We start from the raw sequence: 17,320 nt of genomic DNA on the forward strand, positions 1-17,320 counted from the left end.
TGCGAGGCGCCGGCGCGCGTTGCGCCGCGGGCCTCACACCCGGACGGCGGCGACCTGCTCCCATGCCACCGTGCGTGCGTCGGCGCCGGTGACCTCGTGCAGCGGGCCCGTGATCGACACGACGGCGCGTTCGGTCGCCGCCCCCGTCACGCCCGGCGAGACCTGCGGGCCGGGGGCATCCGACACCGCGCGGAACCCGGCGTCGTCACGCGCGGCGGGCGCGGATGCGGCAGCGTGCGCACCCACCCAGACCTGCACGTCGCCCGGTTCGACGATCTTGACCATGCGCCGGTCGCTGAACGCGAACCGCGTGGTCGGCACCCGGAACCGCACCCGGGTCGACGCGCCGGCGGCCAGATGCACGCGGGCGAAGCCGAGCAGCTGCGCGACCGGGCGGGTGACCGACGCCTGCATGTCGTGCCCGTACAGCTGCACCACGTCGTCGGCGTCGCAGGAGCCGGTGTTGGTGACGGTCACCTCGGCGTCGAACTCGTCGCCCGCCGCGCAGCGGGCGGCCACGGCCAGGTCGGTGTAGTCGAAGCCCGTGTACGACAAGCCGAACCCGAACGGGCGCACCGGCGTCGAGCGCGCCGCGGTGATCTCGGAGTCACCGCCGAGGATCGGGTGCAGATAGCTGTAGGGCTGGGCCCCCGACGAGCGGGGGAGGGAGATCGGCAGCCGGCCGGATGGCGCGAGGTCGCCGCCGAGGATGTCGGCGATGGCGCTGCCGCCCTCTTCGCCCGGGAAGAACGACTGCAGCACGGCCCGCGGGCGCGGGCCGGGGGCATCCAGCGCCCAGTCCAGGACGTAGGGGCGGCCGGTCAGCAGCACCATCACGACCGGAGTGCCGGTGGCCACGATCGCCTCAACCAGCGCGCGCTGCACACCGGGCAGCTCGAGCGAATCGACGTCGTTGCCCTCGCCGACCGAGCCGCGGCCGAACAGGCCGGCCTGATCGCCGACCACGACGACGGCGACATCCGCGGCCTGTGCCGCGGCGACCGCCTCGGCGAACCCGGTCGTGTCGTCGTCGTCGACCGCGCAGCCGCGCGTCACCGTCAGCCGTGCACCCGCCTCGCGCAGTGCTTCGGCGACAGTGGGGATGCGCACCTGCACGGGCACGCCCGGGTGGTGCGCGAGCACATGATTCGCGAACGAATAGCAGCCCTGCAGCGCTTCGGACCGGTCGGCGTTCGGACCTATCACGGCAATGCGCTGGGCGGGCAGCTGCAGCGGCAGCGTGCCGTCGTTGGCCAGCAGCACGACCGACTCCTGCGCCAGGGCGCGGGCGAGCTCGCGGTGCCGCGGCGAATCGAGGTCGATGTGCGCCGGCGGGTCGTCCTCGTACGCGTCGGCGTCGAGCAGGCCCAGCTGCTCCTTCTGACGCAGCACTCGCAGCACGGCGCGATCGACATAGCGCTCGTCGATGCCGCCCTGCCGCACCCGGGCACGCAGCGGCGCCAGATACGCGTCGCCGGTGGGCAGCTCGACATCCACCCCCGCCTGCAGCGCGAGTGCGGCGGCATGACCGCGGTCGGTGGCGACGGACTGCATGACCTGCAGGAACGCGACCGAGAAGTAGTCGGCGACCACGACCCCGTCGAAGCCGAGCCGTTCGTGCAGCAGGGTCGTCAGGTATTCGGGGTCGGCGGCCATCGGCACACCGTCCAGCGCCGTGTAGGCGTTCATGACCGAGGCGGGGTGGGCCTCGGCCACCACCATCTCGAACGGGGCGACGAACACGTCGGCCATCTCGCGCGGTCCGGCGTGCACGGGTGCGTGGTTGCGTCCGGACTGCGAGGCCGAATAGCCCACGAAGTGCTTCAGCGTCGCGTGCACTCCGGCGCTCTGCAGTCCCTGCACATAGCCGGTGCCGATCGTGCCGACCAGGTACGGGTCTTCGCCGATGCACTCGTCGACACGGCCCCAGCGCGGGTCGACGATCACGTCGAGCACCGGTGCCAGGCCCTGGTGCACGCCCAGGGCCCGCATGGACTCGCCGATCGCCTGCGCCATCTCGCGCACCAGGTCGGGGTCGAATGCGGCGCCCCAGGCCAGCGGTGTCGGGAACACCGCCGCCTGCCAGGCGGCCAGTCCGGTCAGGCATTCCTCGTGCACCAGTGCCGGGATGCCCAGGCGGGTGTCGCGCTTGAGGCGGCGCTGCTCCTGCCACAGCCAGGCGGCGCGCTCGAGGGGGTCGACCGGGCGGGTGCCGTACACGCGCGTGTAGTGGCCGATTCCGTCTTTGGTGACATCGGCCAGGGCGCCGGCATCCCGCTGCCCGGCGGCCATCTCGCTCTGCATCGGCGCGACCGTGCCGTTCTGGTCGAGCCAATAGCCGACCAGCTGGGCGAGCTTCTCATCGAGCGTCATGCGCGCGTGCAGTGCGCGCACCCGCTGCGAGACCTCGGGGAAAGCGGGGATTTCGGACATGATGGATCCTGTCGTCATCGATTCGAGATTCTGCTCAGCCCTTGACCGCACCGGTCAGGCCACCGACGATGCGCCGTTGGAAGACCAGGAAGAACAGCAGTGCGGGCAGCATCGACAGCGACGTGAACGCGAGCACCTTGGCCGTGTCGACCGAGTACTGCGACGAGAACGCCTGCACGCCGAGGGTCAGCGTGTAAGTGGACTGATCATTGAGGATGAACAGGGGCAGCAGATAGCTGTTCCAGCTGCCGATGAACGCGAGGATGCCGACGGTGACCACGCCCGGAACCGACAGCCGCAGCACCATCCGGAAGAAGAATGCGAGCCGGCCGGCACCGTCGATGGCGGCGGCCTCCTCGATCTCGTCGGGGATGGCGCGCAGGAACGGCACCAGGATGATCACGGTCACCGGCAGTGCGAACGCGATCTGGGGGATGATGACGCCCGCCAGGGTGTCCATCAGGCCGAGGTCCTTGACCAGGATGTACAGCGGCGTGATCGCGACGGTGATCGGGAACATCAGGCCGGCGGCGAACAGCGAATACATCGCGCCGCGGCCGCGGAACCGGTACCGGGCGAGCACGTAGCTCACCATCAGTCCCAGCGCCACGACGCCCACCGTGGTGAAGCCGGCGGCGATCAGCGAGTTGCCGACCTCGATCCAGAACGTGCTGCTGACCAGCACGTCGATGTAGTTGGCGATCACCCACGGCGACGGCAGTCCGGCGGGGTCGGTGGTGATCTGCGAGTTGGTGCGGAATCCGCCCACCACCAGATACAGCACGGGGGCCAGGCAGATCGCGATCAGCACCAGCGCGATGAAGTACACCACCGGGCTGCCCCAGTCGGTGCGGTCCTTGCTCGGGCGTATGCGCGGCGTGTGCACGGCGGGGGCGGCGGCGGACATCACTTGTCTCCTTCGGTGATGGCGCCGGCGGTGTCACGGCGCAGGACGAACCGCTGATAGATCAGCGCGATGATCAGCGAGATCACGAACATCACGACGGCGACGGCGTTGCCGTAGCCGTAGTTGCCGGCGTCGCGCCCGTTGCCGACCATGTAGGTCGCCATCGTCGAGGTGCCGGCGGTGGAGGCGATGTACTGACCCCAGATGATGTAGACCAGGTCGAACAGCTGCAGCGAGCCGATGATCGACAGGAACGCCCAGATCCGCACGGTCGGGCCCAGCAGCGGCAGTGTGATGCGCCGCTGGATCTGCCAGTACGACGCGCCGTCGATCGCGGCGGCCTCGAACAGCTCCTCGGGGATGCCCTGCAGCCCGGCCAGGAAGAGGATGACGGCGAAGCCGATGTACTTCCAGGTCAGGATCAGCATCAGCGTCCAGATCGCGACGCTCGGATCGGACAGCCAGTTGGCCTGCAGGAAGCCCAGGCCCATCCCCTTGAGCAGTTCGTTGACCGCGCCGTCGGTCTGCAGCATCAGGCTGAAGCCGGTGCCGACGATGACCTCGGAGATGACGTACGGCACGAAGATCAGCACGCGGATCGCGGTGCGGCCGCGGATCTTCTGGTTCAGCAGCAGCGCGAGCGCGACCGCGACCGGCCCCTGCATGACCAGCGACAGCACCAAGATGATGCCGTTGTGCCAGAGCACCTCGTGGAAGGCGCCGTCGGTGAAGATGATGAAGTAGTTCTTCAGGCCGACGAAATCGGTGGCAGGCCCATAGCCCTGCCAGTTGAAGAACCCGTAATACGCGGCCATCGCGACCGGGAAGATCACGAAGGCCAGGAAGACGATGATCGCCGGCCCGCTGAGCAGGGTGATCTCCAGGCGCATGCGCCAGGATGCCCTCCGCGTGCTGCGCCGGGGATGGGCCGGGAGCACCGCGGTGGCGATGCTCCCGACCGGCGACGAGTCCTCCTGAGGCGAAACCGAGGGAGCTTTCCGGCTCAGGGATGCACTCATCGTCCCTGCTAGCCCTTGGCTGCGGCCTGGTTGACCGACGAGATGATGTCGGCGACGGTGCCCTTGCCGGCGAGCAGGTTCACGACTGCCACGTTCAGGGCGTTGCCGACGTTCTGGCCGTACAGGGTGTCGAGGTACTGCGACACGTACGGTGCCTTGTTGTAGGCCGCGATCAGTTCCTTCAGGTACGGCTCGGTGACGACCGTCTGCGCCTGAAGGTTGACCGGCGGCGAGTTGAAGGCCTTGTAGTAGGCCTCCTGCTGCGACTGGGTGACCAGGAAGTTGAGGAAGTCGGTGCACTCCTTCTTGGGCGCCTTGGACGAGCACGAGTACCCGTCGACGCCGCCCATGATGGCGGCCGGGTCACCGGCTCCGCCGGCGACGGCGGGGAACGGGAACCAGCCCAGGTCGGGCAGCGGCTTCTGGTCGGGGGTCAGCGAGGCGATCACACCCGGGTCCCACCCGCCCATGAGCTCCATCGCGGCCTTGTGGTTGGCCACCAAGCCCGCCGAGCTGCCGGCACCCTGCTGTGCTGAGGTGGTCAGGAAGCCCGGCTGGAACGGCTTGGTCGCGGCGAACTTCTCGAGCTCGTTCCCGGCTGCGGTCCAGCACGGGTCGCTGAAGTTCAGGGACTTGGCGGTCGCGTCCAGCGTCTGCTCGCTGCACAGGCGCAGCGCGAAGTTGTAGTACCAGTGCGCTGCCGGCCAGGCATCCTTGGCGCCGACGGCCACCGGGACGGCTCCGGATGCCTTCAGCTTGCTGACTGCGGCGTTGAAATCGTCCATCGTGGCCGGAAGCTGCGTGATGCCCGCCTTGTCGAACAGGTCCTTGCTGTAGAACAGGCCCTCCGGCAGCACGTCCAGCGGCATGGCGTAGACCTTGCCGTCGATCGACTCCGCCTTCAGCGCGCCTGCGCCGATGGCCTGCTTGGTCGCATCGGTGACCGCGTCGGTGATGTCCATCACCTGACCGGCCTTGACCATCGCCGCCATCTTGCCGCCGCCGCGCTGCAGGAACACGTCCGGCGGGTTGCCGGAGTTCAGTGCGGTCTGCAGTTTGCCGTCGAGCTGCTCGTTCTGGATCGACTGCACCTTGACGGTGACCTTCGGGTTGGCCTCGTGGAAGGCCTTGGCGGCATCGACCCAGTACTGCTGGCCGGGGCCGGTCGTACTGTTCTGCCAGACCGTCAGCGTGACGTTGCCGTCGCCAGACCCGCCGTTGTCGCCCGAGCCGGCTGCACAGCCGGTGGCAACCATGGCGAGGGACGCGGCCAGCGTGACCAGCGTCGCGCCGCGAATTTTCCTCTTCATCGTGGAAACTCCTTCATTTCGTGGGCACGGGGATGCCGCAGGGCTAGAGTGACACGCTCGCGGGAAGAGTGTCAAACGTTTTCGATATCGTTTTCGACACCGTTGTCGAAATCGTTATCAAATCGGCTCGCCGTGTTGTAGCGTGAGCGTGTGAGCGAGGACTACAGGGGCCGAATGCTGCCGGCGCGGGTGACGATCCACGATGTCGCGCGGGCGGCCGGGGTCTCGGTGGCCACAGTGTCGAAGGTGGCCAACGGCCGGTACGGCGTCGCGCAGAACACGATCGCGAAGGTCTCGGCGGTCATCGACGAGCTCGGGTACGAGACGTCCCTGGTCGCCCGCAGCCTGCGCAGCCATCGCACCAACGTGATCGGCATTCTGGTGGCCGGGTTCGAACCGTTCTCGACCGAGCTGCTCAAAGGCATCTCGGCGGCCGCGGTGGGGTCGGGGTACGAGCTGCTGGCCTACGCCGGGGCCCTCACCGACGAAGCGCGAGTCGGCTGGGAGCGCCGGTCGCTGTCGCGGCTGGCCGGAACGCTCGTGGATGCGGCCATCATCGTCACGCCGACCGTGCAGGTCGCCGGTGCGCCGGTGCCGATCGTGGCGATCGACCCGCACACCGGCCTGGGCGACGTGCCGGCGGTGGACACCGACAACGCCGAGGGCGCACGCATCGCGACCCGGTACCTGATCTCGCTGGGGCACCGTCGCATCGCGCACGTGCGGGGCCGCGGCGACCTGCAATCCGCCCTGCTGCGCGAGCAGGGCTACCGCGAGTCGCTGGCCGAGGCCGGGATCGCCTTCGACCCGGACCTGGTGCGCGAGGGCGCGTACTGGGGCAAGCCGACCACGCGCGCGGCGCAGGAGCTGCTGAGCCTGCCGGACCGACCGACGGCGATCTTCGCGGCGAACGATCTGTCGGCGGTGCGGGTGCTCGATGTCGCACGCGAAATGGGCATCCGGGTGCCCGAAGAGCTGTCGATCGTGGGTTTCGACAACGTCCCCGAGTCGGCCACGAGCACGCCGCAGCTGACCACGGTCGCGCAGCCGCTGCACGACATGGGTGCGCAGGCGCTGCAGATGGTTGTCCAGATGCTGCGCCGCGGCGAGCTCGAGCAGCAGTACGTGCACCTGCCGGCCCACCTCGTCGTGCGCCAGAGCACGGCGCCCGCCCCGTCGCCGGCCGCGATCGCCGACGCTCAGAGCCGGGCGGCCAGCCAGGCGGTCTGACGCAGCCACTGCGCGGTCAGTCCGCCCTCGTGGCCGTTGAACGCATAGACCTCGATCGACCGGTCGGCGCTGCCGCACAGGTTGTATGCCGCGAAGACGCTCGAAGGCAGTACGGTCTCGTCCATCAGCGCCACCGAGAACAGCGCCGGCGCGGTGATCCGGCGCGCGAAGTTGACGCCGTCGAAGTACGAGAGCGTCGCGAAGACGTTCTCGACGCGGTCGCGGTGCACGGCCAGGTAGCGCTCGACCTCCTGGTAGGGGTTGCCGGGCGTCAGTTCGACCGAGCGGCGGAAGTGGCACAGGAACGGCACATCGGGCATCGCGGTGCGCACGTGCGGGTTCAGTGCGGCGGCGGCGAGCGTGATGCCGCCGCCCTGGCTGCCGCCGGTCACGCTGACGCGGCCGGCGTCGACGAAGTCGAAGTCGCACACGGTGTCGATCAGGAGTGCGGCGTCGGTGAAGACGCGCCGATAGAAGTACGTGTCGGGGTCGGCGATGCCGCGGGTCATGAATCCGGGCACTGCGGCATCCGAGCCGTGCGGATCGGGGGTGTCGCCGCCGGTGCCCCACCCGCTGCCCTGGCCGCGGGTGTCCATCAGCACGTGCACGTAGCCCGCCGCCGCCCACGCGAGGCGCTCGCCGGGGATGCCGCGCCCGCCGTTGTAGCCGATGTATTCGACCACGGCCGGGTGGGGTGTGTGGCCGCGGGGGCGGGTCACCCACGCGCGGATCGGCTCGCCGCCGAATCCGGCGAAGGTGAGGTCTTCGACGATGATCTCGGTGATCGGCGTGACGGCCGGGACCAGTGTCGGCGGCGTGCGCAACGCGCGGGATTCGGCCAGTGTCCGCTGCCAGAACTCGTCGAAGTCGGCAGGCTCCGCGACGGCGGGGCGAAAGGTGCGGAGGTCGTCAAGGGGAAGGTCGGTCTGCGCCACGCCCATCACGGTACTGCACTCTCGACCGGTGGGCGGGCCTGAGGGTGGGGTGGGGCGAGTGGCTCAGCGCCCGAGGGCGGCCAGCACGAGTCCGGTCGGGGTGCTCACCACCAGCAGCACCACGACGATGCGGAAGGCCCACAGCAGGACGGGGTGGGCGGGCCCGGCCCGCAGGGTCGCGACGATGATCAGGATCAGCGCGATGACGAAGGCGGCTCCGCCGAGGAAGGTCAGCGCGATGACGCCGGTCAGCTGACCGGCGACGACGCCGATGTTGGCGAGGTTCCACAGCACGAATGCCGTCCAGACCACCGGCATCCGTGCGTGCGTCGCGATCCAGCCCAGCGCCGCCCCGAGCACGGCCTGTGCGACGCCGCCGACCAGCACGATGTAGGCCGTCGCCCACGCGGTCTTCTGCGTCGTGACGTACGCGGTGGCGGCGGCCAGCGCACCGCCGACGATGATGCACACCGCCGCGGCGATGAAGTACGGCAGCGCCCGGCGCAGGGCCGCACGCACGCTGCGCACGCCGCCGGAGGCGGCCGCGCTCACACCAGGATCCGCAGCGGCTCGGCCAGCAGGTCGGTCAGGTCCCGCAGGAACGCGGCCGCCGTCGCGCCGTCGAGCACCCGGTGGTCCACCGTCAGGGTCAGCCGGGTGCGCGGGCGCACCTGCACCTCGCCGTCGATGACGACCGGCTCGTCCACGGTCGAGCCGACCGCGAGGATCGCCGCCTCGGGCGGGTTGATCACGGCGGTGAACGAGTCGATCCCGTACATGCCCAGGTTGCTCAGCGAGAACGTGCCGCCGGTCATCTCGTCGATCTTCAGGCGCCCGGCGCGGGCCCGTGCGGCGAGGTCCTTGACTTCGGCGCCGATCTCGCCGACCGACTTGCGGTCGGCGTCCTTGATCACCGGCACCACCAGGCCGTCTTCGAGGGCGACGGCGACACCGACGTTCACGTGCTTGCGGCGCAGGATCGCGTCGCCGCCGAACGAGGCGTTGACCTCGGGGTGCTGTCGCAGCGCCACCGCGATGGCGCGCACGAACAGGTCGGTCACGCTCACCTTCACGCCCGAATCGGCCAGCCGTGCGTTGATCTCCTTGCGCAGCTCACCCAGGCGCGAGGCGTCCAGCACTGTCGTCAGCTGGAACACCGGCACCAGCGCCGCCTCGGTCAGCCGCCGCGCGGTCACCTTGCGGATCTGCGACATCGGCACGCGCTCGTCGTCGTCGGCGGCCGTGGCCACGGGAGCGGCGACGGCCGGCGCTGCCGGGGCGGATGCTGCGGCCGGGGCCGTGGCGGGTGCCGCTGCCGCTCCGACGGGCTTGCCGAGCAGCTGCTCGATGTCGGCGCGGATGATCCGACCGCCGGGACCGCTGCCGGTGACCGTGGCCAGATCGATGTCGTTGCTGCGAGCCAGCGACCGCACCAGCGGCGTCGCCTTGATCTTGCCCGACGTCTCGGCCTGCTGGGCCGGGGCTTCGGGCGCGGCAGCGGGCGCCGCCTCGGCGGCAGGTTCGGCAGCCTCAGCAGCGCTGGAGTCGGCATCCCCGGCCGCATCGGCATCCGTCGTGTCGGCACCGTCGGCCGCATCGGCATCCGCCGCATCGGCACCGTCGGCCGCATCGGCATCCGCACCACCGGCATCCGAGCTGCCGGAGCCGTCGCCGATCCGCGCGATCGGGGCGCCGATGGCGACCGACTCGCCGGGCTCGACCAGGATCTTCTCCAGCACGCCGGCCTCGTAGGCCTCCAGGTCCATCACGGCCTTGTCGGTCTCGATCTCGGCGATGACGTCGCCGCGCTCGATCGTGTCGCCCTCGGCCTTGAGCCACTGGGCGATCGCGCCTTCGGTCATGGTGTCTGACAGGCGCGGCATGAAGACATCGGTCATGGCTTGCGGTCCCCCTTCGCGCGCGCGAACCCGGTCGCGTCGAGCTGTTCGTTGATGACCCGGATCAGCGCGTCGGCGTCCGGAAGTGCGATGCGCTCCAGCGACTTGGCATAGGGCAGCGGAATCTCCGCCGCCGCCACGCGCCGCACCGGAGCATCCAGATAATCGAAGGCGCCCTCGCCGATGGTCGCGGCGATCTCGGCGCCGACGCCATAGGTGAGCCAGTCGTCCTCCAGGACGATGGCCTTGCCGGTCTTGGCGACCGAGCGCACGATGGTCTCGCGGTCCAGCGGCCGCAGGCTGCACAGGTCGACGACCTCGATCGACACGCCCTGCGCGGCCATCCGCTGCGCGACGTCCTTGGCGATCACCGCCGAACGCGAGTAGCCGACGACGGTGAGGTCGGTGCCCGGCACCGTCACCTTGGCCTTGCCGATCTCGGCGACGTGCTCGCCGGCCGGCACCGGGCCCTTCGTGTTGTACAGCGACAGGTTCTCCAGCAGCAGCACCGGGTCGTCGTCGCGGATCGCCGCGATCAGCATCGCCTTCGCGTCGGCCGGGGTGGAGGGCGCGAGCACCTTCAGCCCGGGCACGTGCGCGTACCAGACCTCGAGGTTCTGCGAGTGCGTGGCCGCCAGCTGCTGGCCGCCGCCGCCCGGGGTGCGGATGACCATCGGCACCGAGGTCTGCCCACCGAACATGCCGTAGATCTTCGCCGCGTGGTTGACGATCTGGTCGATCGCGATCAGCGAGAAGTTGATCGTCATGATCTCCACGACCGGCCGCATGCCGAGCATGGCCGAGCCGATGGCGGCGCCGACGAAGCCCTCTTCGGCGATCGGGGTGTCACGCACCCGCTCCGGGCCGTATTCCTTCAGCAGACCCGCGGTGATCTTGTACGACCCCTCGAAGATGCCGATCTCCTCGCCGAGCAGGATCACCTTCTCGTCGCGTGCCATCTCCTCGCGCAGCGCGTCGTGCAGCGCCTGGCGATAGGTGATCTCCGGGGCGGATGCCGCGGCCTGGTCTGTCTTGTCGGCCATCGCCGTCATGCCTCCTGCTTCTCTGCGCCGACGGCATCCCAGCCGGCCGCCATCACCGGGTCGCCCGGCATCAGCCGCGAGGCGCTAGCCACATCAGTCGCATACGTGTAATCGAACAGCTTCTCGGGGCCGGGCTCGGCGCTGGCGTCGGCGAACGCGATCGCCGAGGCGACCTCGGTGACGGCATCCGCCTCGATCTCCTTCGCGGCGCGCTCATCGAGCACGCCGTCGGCGATCAGCCGGGCGCGGTAGGCGGGCAGCGGGTCGACCTCCTTGAGGTGCGCCACCTCCTCCTTGCTGCGATACCGGGCCGGGTCGACCACGGAGTGGCCGCGCAGCCGGTACGACATGACCTCGAGCAGCCCCGGCTGGCGCTGCTCGCGCGCCGCGGTCAGCATCTCGACGGCCGCCTGGCGCACGACCTCGGGGTCGTCGCCGTCGATGCGGCGCCCCGGGATCCGGTACGAGCAGCCGCGCTTGTACAGGTCGGGCTCGCCCGACGCGTGCTCGACCGTCGTGGCCATGCCCATGCCGTTGTTGATGATCACGTAGACGATCGGCAGGTTCCAGATCGCGGCGAGATTCAGCGATTCATGGAATGCCCCGATGTTGGTCGTGCCGTCGCCCATCTGGCACATCACGGCCTCGGCGTCGGGGCCGGGCTTGCCGCGGTAGGTCAGGGCGAGTGCAGCCCCGGTGGCCAGCGGCAGCTGACCGCCGACGATGCCGTAGCCGCCCAGCATCCGCTTGTCGGCGTCGAACATGTGCATCGAGCCGCCCAGGCCCTTGGACACGCCGTCCTCGCGGCCGAACAGCTCGGCCATCACGCGGCCGGTGCCCATGTCGCGGGCGAGCGCGTAACCGTGGTCGCGGTAGTTCGTGAACAGGTAGTCGGTCTCGCGCAGCGCCGACATCAGTCCGACCACGGTGGGCTCTTCGCCGAGGTTCAGGTGGCAGTACCCGCCGATCTTGGCGCGGGTGTACATCTCACCGGCGCGCTGCTCGAACTCGCGGATCAGCGCCATCTCGCGGTAGTACGCGGTCCGGGTCGCCGCATCCGGCTGTCGCACAGCGGAAGTGGATGCCGCCGCCGGCGACGACTTGGCCGCGGTGCGCTTCGCGGGTGCGCGCTGAGCGGGTGCGTGCGAGGTGCCGGTGTCCGCGGTGACTGCGGCATCAGCTTTCGTACGGTCACCCGCTGATTTCGCGGATGTCTTCTTAGGTGGTGTCGACGCTTTCGCCTCGTCCGCGCGCGCGCCGCCGGTGGCGGCGGTCTTGCGCTGCGGATCCTGCGTTCGTCCGGCCATTGTGAATCCCTCTCACCGAACACCGCGGCTTGTGGCCGCGTGTTTCGTCACGGTCCGGGTGGCTGCTCTTGCAGCGTGAACCGGTCCTCGCTTCCCCCGCATTTCGGGCATACCAGCGGTGGGTGGGCGCCGCGGACGGTTTCGCCGCAGACGCCACAGGCCCATTCCATCATCCGGCCGACCAGATCGCGTCGGCTGAGAATCCCGACCAGGCGGCCGGAAGACAGCACCGGGACACGGCGGATCCGCGAATCCACCAGGATGCGGCGCACCTGCTCGATATCGGTGTCGGTCGTGACGCTGATCACGGCCGTGGTCATGACATCCCGCGCGATCCGGCCGCTGCGGGCGAGCAGATCCAGTTCGCTGACCAGCCCCAGCACGGTGCCGGTCGAGTCGACCACCGGCACGGCGCTGATGCGTGCGGAGGTGATCGTCTCGGCGATGCTCGCGATCGTGGCATCCGGGCCGACCGTGATGACGGGCGCCGTCATCGCCTGACCGGCCGTGATGCCCGCCGCCGCACGTGCCTGTGACTCCATGCCTTCACCTCTGTCCCTGTAACGCAGATTATCAGGATCGCGGCCCCCTCGGGTAAGCGCCGAGGTCCCTCGCGCCCGGATCCCACCCCGCGTCTGCGGGTGTAGACCGGAAGGAGGACGAGCGGCTGTCGAACAGACCGTGTCGCGGCAGTGAGAGGTGGAATCCATGAGTGAGCGGTTGAATTTCGGTGAGGCATTCCCGGAGGGGTTCAAGGGTGTGCTCGGATTGGAGAAGGCGGTCGCGGCCGGCCCGCTGCCGCACTCGCTGATCAACCTCGTCAAGCTTCGGGCATCCGGCATCAACGGGTGCGCCTACTGCCTGAACATGCACGCGCATGAAGCGCGTGCGGCCGGCGAGACCAACCGGCGCATTGACGTGCTGCGCGCCTGGCGTGAGGTCGATGGCCTCTACACCGACGCGGAGCGGGCGGCGCTCGCGCTGACCGAGGCGATCACCCTGATCTCAGAGGACGGGGTGCCCGACGACGTGTGGGATGCCGTCCGCGCCCAGTTCGACGAACGCGAGACCGCGACCCTGATCGCCGCGATCGCCGCGATCAACGTGTGGAACCGACTGGCCATCTCGACGCACCAGCAGCCCGAGCCGGAGCCGGCCTGACTTCGCGCCGCCGGTCAGACGGAAGCCGGCGGCTGCGCCGGTGGTCGATCGGACTCCGGGTCGTAGGCCCAGGTCGGCGCGAGCTGGCGGATGCGCAACGACCGCCATTGCCACACCGCCCACAGCGCCGGCCACAGGGCCGGCGCAGCGGCTCCGCCGATCACGAGGCGCTCGCGCCACAGCGTCCGCTCCGGGTCGCGGGGCGCGGCGCTGACGGCCATCTGGTGGTCCCACACGTCCAGCGCAGCCAGCGGACCGGACAACCCGATGCCGGTGTCGCGCAGGATCCGCACCCGTTGCCCGGCGTGCATCCGTTCGCTGACGCTGATGTCGATCAGTTGGCGGCCCAGTGGCACCGGCCCGAGCGCCAGATCGACGATCGCGTCGTCGCCCGGCGTCCACGAGGTGGGCAGCCGGTCCAGGGCGCCGAGTGTCACGAACGGACCGTCGAGTTCGGCCAGGGCGCGGGGGGAGTGCAGCGCCCGCCACGCGGCATCCATGTCGCAGTCGACCACGAGCTTGAGCAGGATGCGCATGCCTCAGTCTCGCACCGTAGGATTTCAGCCGTGGCCGCCACCTCTCAATCCTTCTTCCAGGTGCGCTTCGACTGGGGCCTGGAGGGCCTGGCCCGGCTCGCCCCCGCCGACATCGTCGTGATCGTCGACGTGCTGGGCCTGGGCACCGACGCGACCGGAGCCGTCGCCGACGGCCGTCCGTTCGCGCTGGATTCCGCCGTGTCGGAACCGGTCGCCGCGCTCGCGAGGGCGGCCGCGGCATCCGGTGCTCTCGTGCTCGCCGGCTGCCTGCGCAATCCCACCGCCGTCGCACGGGCCGTGCTGGCCGAGCAGCATCGCCGCGGCGTGCGCGTGAGCGTGTCGGTGCTCGCGGCGGGAGAAGTGTCGGATTCCGGTGCACTGCGCGTCGCCGTCGAGGACCAGCTGGGTGCCGGCGCCGTCGTCGACGCGCTGGCGGCGGTCGGCCTGGACCACTCGTCGCCGGAGGCGGCCGTCGCCGGCATCGCGTTCGGCGGCCTGCGCGGCGCCCTGCGACACCTGCTGCTGGCGAGCAGTTCCGGTCAGGAGCTGGTCGCGCGCGGCCTCGCCGACTATGTCCGCAGCGCGGCCGCTCTCGAGGCGGCCGATGCCGTCGCGGTCCTGCAGGACGGCGTGTTCATCCCGCGCTCGTAGGCGCTCAGCGCGGCGTCATCGCCGCCAGCCGGGTCGCCGGTGAGATCTCGCGGCGGGTCCAGGTGAACAGGTAGCGGGCGTCGTACCGCGGCGCGCACTTCACACATGACGTGGAGCGGGTCGGCCGCCGATGCCGATAGGCGGTGTGCCCGGCCGGACACACCCCCACCCACGGCGCCAGCTCGGTGGCCGCTTCGCCGTCGTGCGTGCGACCGCCGACATAGCCCAGGCCGCGCGCGGCCCGCTTCCAGGCCGGGCCGTGGCCGGCGCCGGAGCCGGCCAGCGCATGTGCGACCTCGTGCAGCAGGGTCTGGTGATTGGTGTCGTCGTCATAGCGCGCCGCGAGATAGCGCGACACGCTGATGCGCTTGTGCGTGTAGTCGCACAGCCCGGCGCGGCGCTTCGCGTTGTCGAAGCCGAACGTCCAGGACGGATCCAGATGAAGCGCGATCAGCGCGTCCGCCCAGGCGCGCACTCGCTGCAATTCAGACATGTGAGGACACTAGAAGATACCTACGACGTTGCGGTCAGACGGCGATGGATGCCTCTGCCCGCCGCCGCTCGGTCGTGTCGATGGCCGCCAGCAGGGACTGCAGCTGCCCATCCGTGGCATCCGATTCCTGCCGCAGGAACAGCGCCCGCTTGAAGTCCGCGCGCGCGGCGTCGAAGTCCTCGGCGTCGAAGTGCACCTTGCCGCGGTGCTGGCAGGCGAACGCGGCGATGCTCGTCCAGCCCTGGCCGTCGGCCTCTTCGGCGCACGTGGTGATCTCGGCGACCGCCGCCGCGAACGACCCGCGGTGCTGCAGGATCGTCGCATGCAGGATCCGTGCCCGCAGCAGATCCCGGCGGGTGCCGGCCATCCGCGCCTGGCGCACGGCGTCGTCGGCGACCGTCAGCGCCTCGTCCAGCTCGCCGAGCACCTTCAGCAGCCAGACCCGCTCGAGCAGCGCGGGCAGGCTGCGCTGCGCGCCGATCTCCTCGAGGCGCTGGCGGCACTGGTGCAGGTCGACGATCTCGCGGAGGGTGTCAGGATCGTATCCCTGGATATAGCTCACCGTGAACTCCCTTCGCGTCCGGTCCTTCCAGTGTGCACGACCCGCTCGCGGGGCGGCCGGGGGCACGCCGGGAGCGTGCCGCGGCGCCCGCGCGGGCGCCGCGGCCCTCAGTGCCCGAACAGCGACGGCGCCGGCATCGGCGAGGGGATGGCCGCGGCATCCATCACCGGCGTCAGCGAGCCGGCGAAATCGTCCAGCTCGCGGCCCTGCGCGACCTTGGCGGGGTGCGGGCCCGCTGCCATCAGCCGCGGCAGCCACTGCGTCGGCAGCTCGGCCGCCGAGGCCGCGACCACCAGGTTGCCGAACCGGCGGCCCTTCAGGGTCTGCACTTCGGCGAGCACGATCACGTGGGGGAGCACGGCGCGCACGGTGGCCACCTGGCGGCGGGCGAAGGCCAGCCCGGCACCGTCGGCGACATTGACCAGCAGCACGCCCTCGGGTGCGAGCAGGGCGGATGCCGCGGTGTAGAACTCCACCGTCGTCAGGTGTGCGGGGGTCTGCGCCCCGGCGAACACGTCCGAGACGAGCAGGTCGACATTGCCGGTCAGAGCGGCGGGCAGCCGGCCGAGCCCCGCGCGGGCGTCGCCGATGCGCACTCGGATGGCCGCTCCACGCGGCAGCGGCAGGTTCGCGCGCACGAGGTCGACCAGCGCCGGCTCGATCTCGATGACCTGCTGGCGGGAGCCGGGGCGGGTCTGCGCGATGTAGCGCGGGATCGTCAGCGCGCCGGCGCCCAGGTGCACCGCGGTCAGGGGCTGCCCGGGCCTGCGCAGCTGGTCGATGACCGCGCCCATCCGGGCGACGTATTCGAAGTGGAGGTGGGTGGGGTCGTCCAAGTCGACGTGCGACTGCGGGGTCTCGCCCACGACCAGCTCATGGCCGCCGGTGACCGGGCTCGGGATGATGCGCGCGATCGTGCCGTCGCTCAGGCGCGCCTGCGGCGCATCCTCGACCCCGCCGCGCGCCCTGCCCACCCGCACCACGCTACCCGCCGCAGACACGCCACCTGCCGAACGTCGACCGCGACCGCGGCGGCCCGGCGCGTTACCGTGGAAGCATGGGCACGATCGACGTCAATGCGGATCTCGGCGAGACCGTCGACGGGGTCGCGACGGCCGATGACGAAGCCCTGTTCGCGGTGGTCTCCAGCGCGAGCATCGCCTGCGGCGGGCACGCGGGGGATGCCGCCTCCATGCACGACGCGGCCCTGCGCGCCGCGCGTACGGGCGTGGCGATCGGCGCGCACCCGTCCTATCCCGATCGCGCGCATTTCGGCCGCGTCGCGATGCACCTCGAGCCCGCCCGGCTGCACGCCGTCATCGCCGATCAGCTCGCCGCGCTCGCCGCCGCCGGCGCCGACATCCGCTACGTCAAACCGCACGGCGCGCTCTATCACGCCGCCGGCGCCGACCCCGAGCAGGCCGCTGCCGTGGCCCAAGCGGTCGCCGAGCTCAGCGACCGCCTCGGTCGCGCCATCCCGATCCTCGCGCAGGGTGCTGCCCTCGCCGACGCCGCCCAGGCGGCCGCGCTGCCGTTTGTGCAGGAGGCGTTCCTCGATCGCGGCTACCTGCCCGACGGCACCCTCGTGCCCCGCGGGCAGCCCGGCGACCTGGTGCACGACCCGGCGCTGGTGGCCGCCCGTGCCGTGCGGCTCGCGCAGACCGGCGAGGTCGAGGCCGTCGACGGGACCGTCATCACGGTCGCCGCGGCATCCTGCTGCGTCCACGGCGACACCCCCGAGTCCGTCGCGATGGCGCGGGCGGTGCGGGCGGCGCTGGATGCCGCCGAGATCGCCGTCTGTGCCCCCTGGTGACCGAATACCCTGCTGACTGAAA

Annotated in this window: 18 protein-coding genes; 4 read left to right on the forward strand and 14 right to left on the reverse strand. The window is 70.6% G+C overall.

Features of this window, described 5'->3' with window-relative positions; translation table 11 throughout:
- Positions 1–33: 33 nt before the first annotated feature.
- The 4 genes from ABD705_RS14040 to ABD705_RS14055 form a co-directional block, all read right to left on the reverse strand.
- Positions 34–2,433, reverse strand: coding sequence for a beta-xylosidase/alpha-l-arabinosidase (locus tag ABD705_RS14040; protein ID WP_344784651.1), 2,400 nt, complete (start codon positions 2,431–2,433; stop codon positions 34–36).
- A 34-nt stretch (positions 2,434–2,467) separates the two neighbouring features.
- Positions 2,468–3,340 carry a carbohydrate ABC transporter permease gene (locus ABD705_RS14045; RefSeq protein WP_344784653.1) on the reverse strand — a complete coding sequence of 291 codons (873 nt, stop codon included), beginning with the start codon at positions 3,338–3,340 and terminating at the stop codon, positions 2,468–2,470.
- Positions 3,340–4,230 carry a carbohydrate ABC transporter permease gene (locus tag ABD705_RS14050; RefSeq protein WP_344784655.1) on the reverse strand — a complete coding sequence of 297 codons (891 nt, stop codon included), beginning with the start codon at positions 4,228–4,230 and terminating at the stop codon, positions 3,340–3,342. Before ABD705_RS14050 ends, ABD705_RS14045 begins: the two co-directional genes overlap by 1 nt.
- A gap of 137 nt (positions 4,231–4,367) precedes the next feature.
- Entirely contained in the window at positions 4,368–5,669 is a 1,302-nt protein-coding gene (locus tag ABD705_RS14055; protein WP_344784657.1) for an ABC transporter substrate-binding protein, read from the reverse strand.
- Between the two features lie 150 nt (positions 5,670–5,819).
- Between ABD705_RS14055 and ABD705_RS14060 the strand changes: the two genes are divergently transcribed.
- Positions 5,820–6,899 carry a LacI family DNA-binding transcriptional regulator gene (locus ABD705_RS14060; protein WP_344784659.1) on the forward strand — a complete coding sequence of 360 codons (1,080 nt, stop codon included), beginning with the start codon at positions 5,820–5,822 and terminating at the stop codon, positions 6,897–6,899.
- Here ABD705_RS14060 and ABD705_RS14065 read toward each other — a convergent pair.
- The 6 genes from ABD705_RS14065 to ABD705_RS14090 form a co-directional block, all read right to left on the reverse strand.
- Positions 6,869–7,834 (reverse strand): acetylxylan esterase, encoded by a 966-nt coding sequence (locus tag ABD705_RS14065; protein WP_344784661.1) that lies wholly within the window; start codon positions 7,832–7,834, stop codon positions 6,869–6,871. The genes ABD705_RS14060 and ABD705_RS14065 overlap by 31 nt on opposite strands.
- A gap of 63 nt (positions 7,835–7,897) precedes the next feature.
- Positions 7,898–8,386, reverse strand: a complete 489-nt coding sequence (locus ABD705_RS14070) for a hypothetical protein (RefSeq protein ID WP_344784663.1) — start codon at positions 8,384–8,386, stop codon at positions 7,898–7,900.
- Positions 8,383–9,732 (reverse strand): dihydrolipoamide acetyltransferase family protein, encoded by a 1,350-nt coding sequence (locus tag ABD705_RS14075; protein ID WP_344784665.1) that lies wholly within the window; start codon positions 9,730–9,732, stop codon positions 8,383–8,385. The genes ABD705_RS14070 and ABD705_RS14075 overlap by 4 nt, the downstream gene beginning before the upstream one ends.
- Positions 9,729–10,775 carry an alpha-ketoacid dehydrogenase subunit beta gene (locus tag ABD705_RS14080; protein WP_344784667.1) on the reverse strand — a complete coding sequence of 349 codons (1,047 nt, stop codon included), beginning with the start codon at positions 10,773–10,775 and terminating at the stop codon, positions 9,729–9,731. Before ABD705_RS14080 ends, ABD705_RS14075 begins: the two co-directional genes overlap by 4 nt.
- 5 nt (positions 10,776–10,780) lie before the next feature.
- On the reverse strand, positions 10,781–12,082 hold the full coding sequence (locus ABD705_RS14085; protein WP_344784669.1) for a thiamine pyrophosphate-dependent enzyme: 1,302 nt from the start codon (positions 12,080–12,082) through the stop codon (positions 10,781–10,783).
- 47 nt (positions 12,083–12,129) lie between these two features.
- Entirely contained in the window at positions 12,130–12,624 is a 495-nt protein-coding gene (locus tag ABD705_RS14090) for a CBS domain-containing protein (RefSeq protein WP_344784671.1), read from the reverse strand.
- Between the two features lie 166 nt (positions 12,625–12,790).
- On the opposite strand from ABD705_RS14090, the gene ABD705_RS14095 reads away from it, so the two are divergent.
- On the forward strand, positions 12,791–13,243 hold the full coding sequence (locus ABD705_RS14095) for a carboxymuconolactone decarboxylase family protein (RefSeq protein WP_344784673.1): 453 nt from the start codon (positions 12,791–12,793) through the stop codon (positions 13,241–13,243).
- Between the two features lie 14 nt (positions 13,244–13,257).
- Here the strand turns inward: ABD705_RS14095 and ABD705_RS14100 are convergent, their stop codons facing one another.
- Complete coding sequence (locus ABD705_RS14100) at positions 13,258–13,779, reverse strand: hypothetical protein (RefSeq protein WP_344784675.1); 522 nt, start codon at positions 13,777–13,779, stop codon at positions 13,258–13,260.
- 30 nt (positions 13,780–13,809) lie between these two features.
- Here ABD705_RS14100 and ABD705_RS14105 point away from each other — a divergent pair, with 30 nt between their 5' ends.
- On the forward strand, positions 13,810–14,430 hold the full coding sequence (locus ABD705_RS14105) for a 2-phosphosulfolactate phosphatase (RefSeq protein WP_344784677.1): 621 nt from the start codon (positions 13,810–13,812) through the stop codon (positions 14,428–14,430).
- Between the two features lie 4 nt (positions 14,431–14,434).
- On the opposite strand, the gene ABD705_RS14110 is transcribed toward ABD705_RS14105, so the two are convergent.
- The 3 genes from ABD705_RS14110 to ABD705_RS14120 form a co-directional block, all read right to left on the reverse strand.
- Positions 14,435–14,923 (reverse strand): SprT-like domain-containing protein, encoded by a 489-nt coding sequence (locus ABD705_RS14110; RefSeq protein WP_344784679.1) that lies wholly within the window; start codon positions 14,921–14,923, stop codon positions 14,435–14,437.
- A 34-nt stretch (positions 14,924–14,957) separates the two neighbouring features.
- Complete coding sequence (locus tag ABD705_RS14115) at positions 14,958–15,485, reverse strand: tetratricopeptide repeat protein (protein WP_344784681.1); 528 nt, start codon at positions 15,483–15,485, stop codon at positions 14,958–14,960.
- Between the two features lie 107 nt (positions 15,486–15,592).
- Positions 15,593–16,459 carry a spermidine synthase gene (locus ABD705_RS14120; RefSeq protein WP_344784683.1) on the reverse strand — a complete coding sequence of 289 codons (867 nt, stop codon included), beginning with the start codon at positions 16,457–16,459 and terminating at the stop codon, positions 15,593–15,595.
- An 83-nt stretch (positions 16,460–16,542) separates the two neighbouring features.
- Here ABD705_RS14120 and pxpA point away from each other — a divergent pair, with 83 nt between their 5' ends.
- The gene (gene pxpA / locus ABD705_RS14125) at positions 16,543–17,298 is read left to right on the forward strand and encodes a 5-oxoprolinase subunit PxpA (RefSeq protein ID WP_344784685.1); all 756 of its coding nucleotides are present in this window, start codon (positions 16,543–16,545) and stop codon (positions 17,296–17,298) included.
- Positions 17,299–17,320 lie beyond the last annotated feature (22 nt).

It is taken from the genome of Microbacterium kribbense, from assembly GCF_039537285.1.
Lineage (GTDB): Bacteria > Actinomycetota > Actinomycetes > Actinomycetales > Microbacteriaceae > Microbacterium > Microbacterium kribbense.